This is a genomic window from Alteromonas sp. 5E99-2 (assembly GCF_017368475.1).
Lineage (GTDB): Bacteria > Pseudomonadota > Gammaproteobacteria > Enterobacterales > Alteromonadaceae > Alteromonas_F.
Window position 1 is genome coordinate 446943 of the sequence record NZ_JAFNJE010000001.1, and the last position, 9516, is coordinate 456458.

6 protein-coding genes and 1 pseudogene are annotated in these 9516 nt (G+C 40.9%); 4 read left to right on the forward strand and 3 right to left on the reverse strand.

The window, feature by feature from the left end:
- The first annotated feature begins 356 nt into the window (after positions 1-356).
- From dnaG to J3L16_RS02075, 4 genes are all read left to right on the forward strand, one after another.
- Positions 357-2129: a DNA primase gene (dnaG, locus tag J3L16_RS02060; RefSeq protein WP_207611200.1), complete on the forward strand. Its 1773-nt coding sequence runs from the start codon at positions 357-359 to the stop codon at positions 2127-2129.
- Between the two features lie 159 nt (positions 2130-2288).
- Positions 2289-4112, forward strand: coding sequence for an RNA polymerase sigma factor RpoD (rpoD, locus tag J3L16_RS02065; RefSeq protein WP_207611201.1), 1824 nt, complete (start codon positions 2289-2291; stop codon positions 4110-4112).
- 274 nt (positions 4113-4386) lie between these two features.
- Positions 4387-6645 (forward strand): carbohydrate-binding protein, encoded by a 2259-nt coding sequence (locus tag J3L16_RS02070; protein ID WP_207611202.1) that lies wholly within the window; start codon positions 4387-4389, stop codon positions 6643-6645.
- A 126-nt stretch (positions 6646-6771) separates the two neighbouring features.
- A complete protein-coding gene (locus J3L16_RS02075) occupies positions 6772-7290 on the forward strand; it encodes a hypothetical protein (RefSeq protein WP_207611203.1) in 519 nt (172 codons plus the stop codon).
- Between the two features lie 64 nt (positions 7291-7354).
- Here the strand turns inward: J3L16_RS02075 and J3L16_RS16170 are convergent.
- The 3 genes and pseudogenes from J3L16_RS16170 to J3L16_RS02085 all read right to left on the reverse strand — a co-directional run.
- A pseudogene (locus J3L16_RS16170) lies at positions 7355-7486 on the reverse strand (transposase); the annotation flags it as partial.
- 255 nt (positions 7487-7741) lie between these two features.
- On the reverse strand, positions 7742-8071 hold the full coding sequence (locus J3L16_RS02080; RefSeq protein ID WP_207611204.1) for a hypothetical protein: 330 nt from the start codon (positions 8069-8071) through the stop codon (positions 7742-7744).
- Positions 8068-9516, reverse strand: a 1449-nt coding sequence (locus J3L16_RS02085) for an RHS repeat-associated core domain-containing protein (protein ID WP_242698590.1), incomplete at its 5' end; no start/stop codon positions are given. The genes J3L16_RS02085 and J3L16_RS02080, both read right to left, overlap by 4 nt.

The following is a 9516-nucleotide window of genomic DNA, read 5'->3' on the forward strand; positions in this document are numbered from 1 at the left end:
CCTTCATAATTTACTGAGACTTCGCGATTGAACAGAATAAAACCTCTTTTTAATGAGCAAAAAACTGAACAAAAAAAGGAGGTTCATAATTTTCATGTGACAAATGATACTCAAAATTAAACAAAAAAATAACAATTTTGCGACAACTCATTACAAGTGTTGAATTTTATTATGTTTTTAGTTTAAGAGGTCCAACCACATAGCGTGATATTTATTCAAAACGTCTAATGTTTACCCTCCGTAAATTTTTAGTTGACGTTTTAGTTTCTTGTTCGTAAATGTGGAATCCCCTTGCTCATAAATTTAAATTAGTTGATCATTGCTTCCTTGTTTATCAAAAAATAGTTATTTCAAATATGGCTGGACGTATTCCTCGCGACTTTATAGACGATCTTATTGCACGTAGTGATGTAGTCGAGGTAATAGATAGCCGAGTAAAACTAAAAAAAGCAGGTAAAAATTACCAAGCATGTTGCCCGTTTCACGATGAAAAAAGCCCCTCATTCACAGTAAGCCAAGAAAAGCAGTTTTATCATTGTTTTGGATGTGGTGCCCATGGCAATGCCATTTCGTTTTTAATGGAATACGACCGCTTAGAATTTGTTGAAGCCGTAGAAGAGTTAGCCAGTATTTTAGGGTTAGAAGTACCAAGAGAAAAAGGGGCTGCTCCAGCCCAGTTAAGCGCAACCAAAAACCAGCGTGATTCCGATTATCAATTAATGGAACAAGTTACAAAATTTTTCCAACATCAGTTAAAAAATCACGCTGGAGGCAAAGCTGCCATTGATTACCTCAAACAACGAGGATTATCGGGAGAAATCGTAAAACAATGGGAAATTGGTTACGCTCCCAGCGAATGGGATGCGGTTTTATCTACGTTCGGGCGTGACAACGGCCTTATTCAACAACTTATCGATCTAAAATTAATCACCAGAAACGATAACAATAAGTGCTTTGATTTTTTTCGCGACAGAATCATGTTCCCTATTCGCGACAAGCGTGGTCGTGTAGTCGGCTTTGGTGGCCGAGTGATGGGAGATAACGGTCCTAAATACCTCAATTCACCAGAAACCCGATTGTTTCATAAAGGCCATGAGCTTTACGGATTTTATCAAGCACGGCAACTTCATCGCCAACTAAACTCTGTGCTTATTGTAGAGGGTTATATGGATGTGGTCGCACTTAGTCAGTTTGGGCTAACAAATGCGACCGCCGCTTTGGGTACGGCTACAACACCTGAACATCTCACTATGTTAATGCGCAGTACCAAAACTATTGTGTGTTGTTATGATGGCGACAGAGCAGGCAGAGATGCTGCATGGCGAGCCGTAGAAAATGCCCTACCTATATTACAAGACGGTGCCCAGCTTAAATTTCTGTTTTTACCTGATGGTGAAGATCCCGATACTATGGTGCGAAAAGAGGGGCAAGATGCTTTTAATCAACGGCTAACGTCAGCAAAACCACTATCTCAATTTTTATTTGAACATTTATTGAATATTCATTCTGTGGGTTCATCCGAAGGTAAAGCGGCGTTAAAAGCCCAAGCCATGCCGATGATAGAGCAAATTCCCGGTGAAAACCAAAAGTCTTTAATGCTGGAAACATTGAGCCAACACACAGGTGAGTTTGATAGGTTTAAACTTACCAAAGATATAAACCAAGCACGCCATTTGGCCAGCAAGCCTGATGTCAAAAATAAGTTCCAACAACAAAAAACCCGCATTACCCCTATAAGACAATTAATTCATTTATTGCTTGAATACCCCGAGTTAGCGAAAGACGTGCCTGAAGTTCAGCCTGAATTACTGGTTGATGGTGGTTTTAATGGCTTAAATTTACTTATGGACATTCACGCTTTTTGTAGTTCAGAAGGCGAAATAACCACACTCAAAATGCTCGACCATTTTAATCAACATCCACAAATATCAACGATCAATAAACTCCTATTACAGGAAACTCTGATATCAAAAAGTGATGCAATTCAAGAATATCGAGATAGCTTTGCAAAATTACTTGATTGGATGGTGGAAAGCCGTATGGAAATTTTAATCGCACGAGATCGCGTTGGTGGATTAAGCAAAGATGAAATGAAAGAACTCGCGCTATTATCTCAATCGCGAAAATGATGACCTTTTCGACGACAAACCTAGTTATAAATGCGGTTGTTTGTTATACTGGTAAATTCGCTACGCTTCCCTAAATAGAAGTTATAACTACTGCATAGTATGCAGCTAAGTGAAACTCGGGTTAAGCGTCAAAGTGTCAATTAAATTAGTGTAGGGTTTATGGTACAAAGCAAGCAGTCACAGATTAAGCTTCTTATCGCCAAAGGTAAAGAACAAGGTTATCTTACCTTTGCAGAAGTTAACGATCACCTTCCTCAAGACATTGTAGACTCAGACCAAATCGAAGACATCATTCGCATGATCAACGACATGGGCATTCAGGTCAGCGAATCAGCGCCTGAAGCCGATGAATTGCTTATGCAAGAAGCGTCTGCCGATGAAGATGCCGCCGAAGCCGCTGCGCAAGCACTTGCAACGGTAGAAAGTGAAATAGGCAGAACAACTGACCCTGTGCGTATGTACATGCGCGAAATGGGAACGGTTGAGCTACTTACTCGTGAAGGCGAGATAGAAATAGCCAAGCGTATTGAAGATGGTATCAATCAAGTTCAATGTTCAGTTGCTGAATATCCTGAAGCAATTACTGAGCTATTAGACCAATGGGATTTATTCGAAGCTGAAGAAATTCGCCTTAGCGATATTATTTCAGGATTTGTAGACCCTAACGAAGATCAAGACATCGCACCAACTGCAACCCATGTTGGGTCGGAGCTTTCTAAAGAAGAATTAGATGACGAAGACGATGATGATGACGAAGAAGAAGAAGATACTGGAGTCGATCCAGAATTAGCTCGCGAGCACTTCACCTTACTTCGTAACCAATACGAGAAAGCGCGTAAAGTTATCGAGTCGAAAGGTCGTAGCCATAAGGCAGCTCGTAAAGAAATCGAAAACCTAAGTGAGGTTTTTAAAGAGTTTCGTTTAGTTCCAAAGCAATTTGATCGCATGGTTCGCAGCATGCGCAACATGATGGACAGAGTTCGTATTCAAGAACGTCTGATCATGAAGCACTGTGTTATCCAAGCGAAAATGCCGAAAAAAGACTTCATCAAAGCCTTCGCTGGAAATGAAACCACTGTTGATTGGTTTGCAACCGTCTTGGCCTCTGGTGCACCTTATGTAGAAGCACTTTTAACCTACAAAGAAGAAATCGAACGTAGCATCAGTAAAATGAGCGCGGTTGAGCACGAAACAGGCCTTGAAATTGTTGATATCAAAGATATTAACCGACGCATGTCTATTGGTGAAGCAAAAGCCCGTAGAGCGAAAAAAGAAATGGTTGAAGCCAACCTACGTTTGGTTATTTCTATTGCCAAGAAATACACCAACCGTGGCTTACAATTCTTGGATCTTATCCAAGAAGGTAACATTGGCTTGATGAAAGCCGTTGATAAATTTGAATACCGTCGAGGTTACAAATTTTCAACCTATGCAACATGGTGGATACGTCAAGCAATTACCCGTTCTATCGCTGACCAAGCAAGAACCATTCGTATACCTGTACACATGATAGAAACGATTAACAAACTTAATCGTATTTCTCGTCAGATGTTACAAGAAATGGGTCGTGAACCTACACCTGAAGAATTGTCAGAACGCATGATCATGCCAGAAGACAAAATTCGTAAGGTGTTAAAAATTGCGAAAGAGCCTATTTCAATGGAAACCCCCATTGGTGACGATGAAGATTCCCACTTAGGCGACTTTATCGAAGACAGCACAATAGTGCAGCCTCTTGATTCAGCAACCGGTGGCAGTTTGAAAAATGCGACTCAAGAAGTGCTTTCAGGGCTTACCGCTCGTGAAGCAAAAGTACTTCGCATGCGCTTTGGTATCGATATGAACACCGATCACACCTTGGAAGAAGTAGGTAAACAATTTGACGTTACTCGTGAACGTATTCGTCAAATCGAAGCAAAAGCCCTTCGTAAACTACGTCATCCAAGCCGCTCTGAGCAACTGAAAAGTTTCTTAGACGAATAAGCTACACGCAATTTCGTACTACATAAGAAAACGAGGCAAATGCCTCGTTTTTTATTACCTGCAATTCACTCTTACGCTCTCTTTTCCTCCTTCTTGCTTTTCAGCAGCAACATATTGATGAATAAAAATTAAACAATTTACTTTTGTTATTATTTTGTTTATATTTTGTTGCAAATGGTGTGGCATTGATTTATAGCAGATGACATTAGCCATTAGTTAACCATCGGAAGCAAAAGAATGGTCTTTTCTTACAACCAATTAAAAAGAGAACACTATGAAAAAGAACAAGATGAAATACAGCGCCATTACTGCTGCTCTTATTTTTGCAGGGTTTGGCGTAACCGCACACGCAGTCACTCCCGTATCGGTAATCGCAAGTAGCGACGACGGTAATGTGCCAGAAAATACCCTTGATGACGACGATGACTTCTCCACTCGCTGGTCAGCTCAAGGCCGCAATGGAGATCAGTGGATACAATATGATTTTGGTTCTAACCAAGTGATAAATGCCGTTAGCATTGCGTTTTTCAAAGGGGACGTTCGCAATACCTTTTTTCAAATAGAAACCTCAACTGACGCTGAAACATGGACGACAGAGCTCGACACGTCTAGCAGTGGCGGTACTATTGAAAACGAAACATTTACGTTTAATGATGATGTTAATACTCGTTATATTCGATATATCGGTTTTGGTAATAGCAGTAATGACTGGAATAGCGTAACCGATATTGAGTTTATCCCGGGTACTCCCCTTCCCCCCGTTTCCGACGACGCAGTAAATGTACCCGCGCTTATTCAAGCTGAAGATTATGTCGACTTCTCAGACGTAGACTCTGCCAATCGAGGTGGTGAATATCGTGACGACGCTGTGGATATTGAAGAAACCCAAGACACTGGAAATGGCTATAACGTCGGGTGGATAAAATCTGGTGAATGGCTCGAATATGTCATAAACGTCGATGAAACTAGCGATTTCAACGCTGAGTTTCGCGTTGCTTCAAGGCATTCTACAGGCTCTTTTGACATACAAATTGATGGTTCAACACGAAACAGTTTAAATGTTGAAAATACCCAAAACTGGCAAAGTTGGGTAACCCAAACTGTGGATTTAGGACAAATCGATGCAGGCGAACATACAATCAGGATCAATATCACCGGAAGCGATTTTAACCTTAATTGGATAGACATCAAAGCCGTTGAAGACGATGATCCTGTTGATCCCGATCCGATAGACCCACATCCAATAGATCCTGACACACCAGTCACTGGAGATACTTACACAGCAACACCAGATTCATTGAATGATGTACTTGCCAACGTCAGAGGCGGAGATGAAGTTATTATTACGGGGTCAGGCGAAATTTCATTGAAGAATTACGATTTTGATGAACAAGTGTTAATAAGGGCGGCAAGTATTGGCGGTGTTTCATTAACCAATGCCACTGTTGCCGACTCGAATAATATTACCCTGCAAGGTTTTGTTTTTGGCCCTAATGACGAAAGCACCTTAGTTAAAATTGTTAATTCAACCAATATCAAAATATTGCGCAACCTGTTTGACCATAAAGACATTACGGAAAGCCAAACCTCTATTGTTATGACTCAGGCAAGTCAATTTATCGAAATCGGATACAACGAATTCCGTGATAAAAATTTGTCGGATCGCGGCGAGAAAATCACGGGTAGTTTCATCAAAACACAATTTGACGATCCACTGATGACGACAGATTTACATGTTCATCACAACCATTTCAACAATATCGCTCCTTATCTAGTAGGCGGTACACCTGCTGGCGATTCCGACCGCGAAGTTATTGCTATGGGTATAGCGGATTCCCAAGATGTGGTCACAAATAACATTGTTGAATACAATCTTTTTGAAAATTGTGACGGTGAAAACGAAATAATCACAGTGAAAACGTCAAATAATGTATTTCGTTACAATACCTTTAAAAACTCTATGGGATCGCTGTCGTTCCGCTTAGGATCTAACAATGAAGCCTATGGAAATTACTTCTACGGGGTGGGCTCTGGAAATTCAGTGTCTGACGACAACTATCAAACCGGAGGCATTCGCGTTTATGGCGAAGGTCATAAAATTCACGACAACTATATGGAAAATTTAACCGGTGTAAGCTGGAGACGTCCTATTTTGATTGACTCAGGAGATACCTCAGACAGTACTGGAAACGACAGCCACGAAACATCAACAAACGTAGACGTATTCGACAACGTCATCATAGATAGTGTAGGCGGCGGTATTCATATTGGCGGAGACGTTTATTCAAACGTACCAACCAATATCACGATTACTAATAACATTGTTATCTCTGACGACGGCATCTTATATAACAATGTCGCGAACAGATCATCCAACACTTGGTCTGGTAACATCGCCGTTGCCAGCGGCGACGCTACAGCAACAAGTGGAGGTGCGTTAAATGCCACAGAGGTTCAGGTGTTAAACAACCCACCAGCGATTAATGCTCCAACCCCATTAACAGAAGACGATGTTGGCAGACACGCCAATTAATTTAAATGGGTTAGACAATAAAAAGTCGGCTCTGCCGGCTTTTTATTTGTTATAGCGCTTCACAAAAAAACAATTAAGATTTATTCTCATTTATATATTAATCATCAAAAAATGAGTTTTAACTTCGTGGCATCCCCTAAATTACATATGGCATTTCGTAAGTATCATCGTTGGCTTGGATTTTTCCTCGCTGGAATTATGGCGGTGTATTCAATTAGCGGTATTCTTCTGATTTTCCGTCCAACCGACATCCTGAAATATGACAAAATTCAAGTTAGGCAACTCGAGCCCAACTTAACCGCCAAAGAACTGCCATTAGCACTTCGTATAAGAGGAAGTAAAGTGGTCGGTGAAACGGATTCGGTCATTACGCTCAATATTGGTGAATACGAAAAGCAAACTGGCGCAGCAACTGTCACTCGTAAAGAATACCCTTATGTACTAGCCAAAATGGTCAAAATGCACAAAGCCACCAACAACAGTCCCCTATTTTGGTTAAACATCAGTTTCGGGTTAGCTTTATTGTTTTTTGTTATTTCCGCATTTCTCATGTTTATACCTAAAATTCCCATGTACAAAAACGGGTTAAAAATAGCGGGAATTGGTGCGACCTTGGCGATATTGTTTATCTTTTTTGGGACCTAGTTTATTCATTGAAAAACCTAGGTTTCAAACGACTGAACAAGCGCCGTCTGCCTTCACATTATTGGCGACGGTGTATATAACTCACACCGCTATATCGGTCGAACCCACACAAAAAGGCTCGTCTTACACAACGAGAAATGCAGTGGTAATAAGGGGTATCCGTTTCACATATTAGACTTTTCCTTGGTCTGGGTATAATTCCTTTTACTCTCTTTTATTCAGTGTCAACTACCTCATTTTGAACTAGTTGACCGAAATAAAAAGTGACCTAAAGAATGGTTAAAGTGGGTGTCCTATTTGAGTTCATCCTATTTAAGTTCACTAGTTCATCTATATCTAAAGCTTTGGCAGAAACTTTATCAAATTCAAATTGCCAGTTTGGCATCTCATCGCACTTTTTACTTTCCATCAACTGAATAATAGCTACTTAATCCAAACAAAGAGAAATAAACTATTTTGTAAAAGTTTTCTTTAATATTTTTCCATTTCTAGGATCAATTTCTACGTCATAAGAGCAAAATGAATATAAAGCTAAAGGATTTTTGGAGATCATTCCACAATAAGTATCCGACGATTTACTCGTAGGCAACTCAGCAATCCAAAGCTTCTCACAAGAGCGCGTATAGCAAACTAAATTAGCAAATTGATTCATATTTAAACCTGCATCTGGATCGAATAAAACAATTACAGCCTTTTCAAACTCTATTACATCTATGATGGGATACTCTAACTCCCAGAGTAGCCCATCCACTTTCAATTTACCTTGGCTAAATTCAATCATTGTAACGGACTCCCTGGACCAAAGCTTGAGTTTGGAATTCTACGTAATAGCTCAAATTGCTCTGCTCCTCCTCGCCTATTCGGAAAAACATCATCGGCTCTAAGCGGTGATGCACGAGACCTCCTTACTCTAGTACCAGCTGGAACCAATACTTCTTGAATTAAACTTGCAGTATTATTTCGAGGCAACGCTAATGCTTCTTGCGCAAAAGCGCTACTTCTTGGTGGAACAGCTGTTAAAAAACTACCTTGGGGTCTATCCGAAAAAACTCGAAAGAACACTTGATCTGACTCAGTTACAAATTCTCTAACAACACCAGCTTCATTTGGTGTTCGAGTTAGTCCCTTTGCAACCACAGTTCTCGAAACAATACTCCGAGCAAGCCCTCCAACACCCAACAAGTTAAAGATTGGGGTACTAGATGTTAAACCAGCAGTGTCTGTAGCAACAGCGATTTCGTAGTTAATAGCATCTATTACACTCTGTTGCTCAGCTATTAACGATGTTACACCTTTAAAATAACTTCCAGCTCGTAAAGTGTCTAATTTAGATGTTGCCGCTAGGTGTCGTGCATTCCAATCTAATATCTGACTATTAGAAACTAAAATACCTCCCACAGAAACACCATTTTCAACACCAAAAACAGCTTCTGCCTCTCCATTTAACTTAGTGCTTTGAAGAGAACCTATCTCAGTAGTATCACCACCGCTTCCTTCTGCACCGCCACTCGATGATTGCGCGACAAACACTGATACCTGAGTATTAGTGTTTGGTTTAACTTCATTAGAAGCGCCAGTTCCATTGCCACCAGCATTCATTCCAGGCGAGCCAGAGAAATTAAACGCAGACCCGCAAGAGTCCCCATTGCCACAAATAGAGTCACTTCGCTTTGGATCTGCCGTATAACCACTGGGGTCAGTGTACCTCAATGGATTGTTCATCACATACGAATAAGGGTTAATGCCTTGACTATTACCTATGTCTTGAACTATGGGGTCCACAGACATAAACCTACCAACATTATAATCATACACCCTACCGTTCATATGAATAAGCTCTACTTCATCCAAATGCTCGTGGTCGGTAAAACCTCGGCGGGTTGCCATGTCGCTGTCGGCTGGATTTGAGCTTAATCGTGCGGTTAATCCCAATGCCGATAATGGAATAAAGTCGCCGCCTTTGGGTTTTCCAAAGGGGTCGAAGCTGCGATATGCTGTGACTCTGCCTTGCTCATCAGTAAAGGTGCTGGCACTGCCTAAGCGGTCTTTGTGAGTGAAGCGAATTTCGCTTTTGTTGCCGGTTTCGTTTAATACCGCTACATCGCCAATAAAGGTGCGCTGGGTGGTTTCATCTGGCGTTATTTCAACCTCGTAAACCTTGTCGATATAGTGAGTTGTAATTGTTTGTCCATCAACTTTGCGCTGTTGTTTTACCCGCATGATGTC

What these genes read in the sequence shown, in the direction of transcription:
- dnaG (WP_207611200.1), top strand. Translation starts at nt 357, where the DNA reads ATGGCTGGACGTATTCCTCGCGACTTTATAGACGATCTTATTGCACGT.
- rpoD (WP_207611201.1), top strand. Translation starts at nt 2,289, where the DNA reads ATGGTACAAAGCAAGCAGTCACAGATTAAGCTTCTTATCGCCAAAGGT.
- J3L16_RS02070 (WP_207611202.1), top strand. Translation starts at nt 4,387, where the DNA reads ATGAAAAAGAACAAGATGAAATACAGCGCCATTACTGCTGCTCTTATT.
- J3L16_RS02080 (WP_207611204.1), bottom strand. Translation starts at nt 8,071, where the DNA reads ATGATTGAATTTAGCCAAGGTAAATTGAAAGTGGATGGGCTACTCTGG.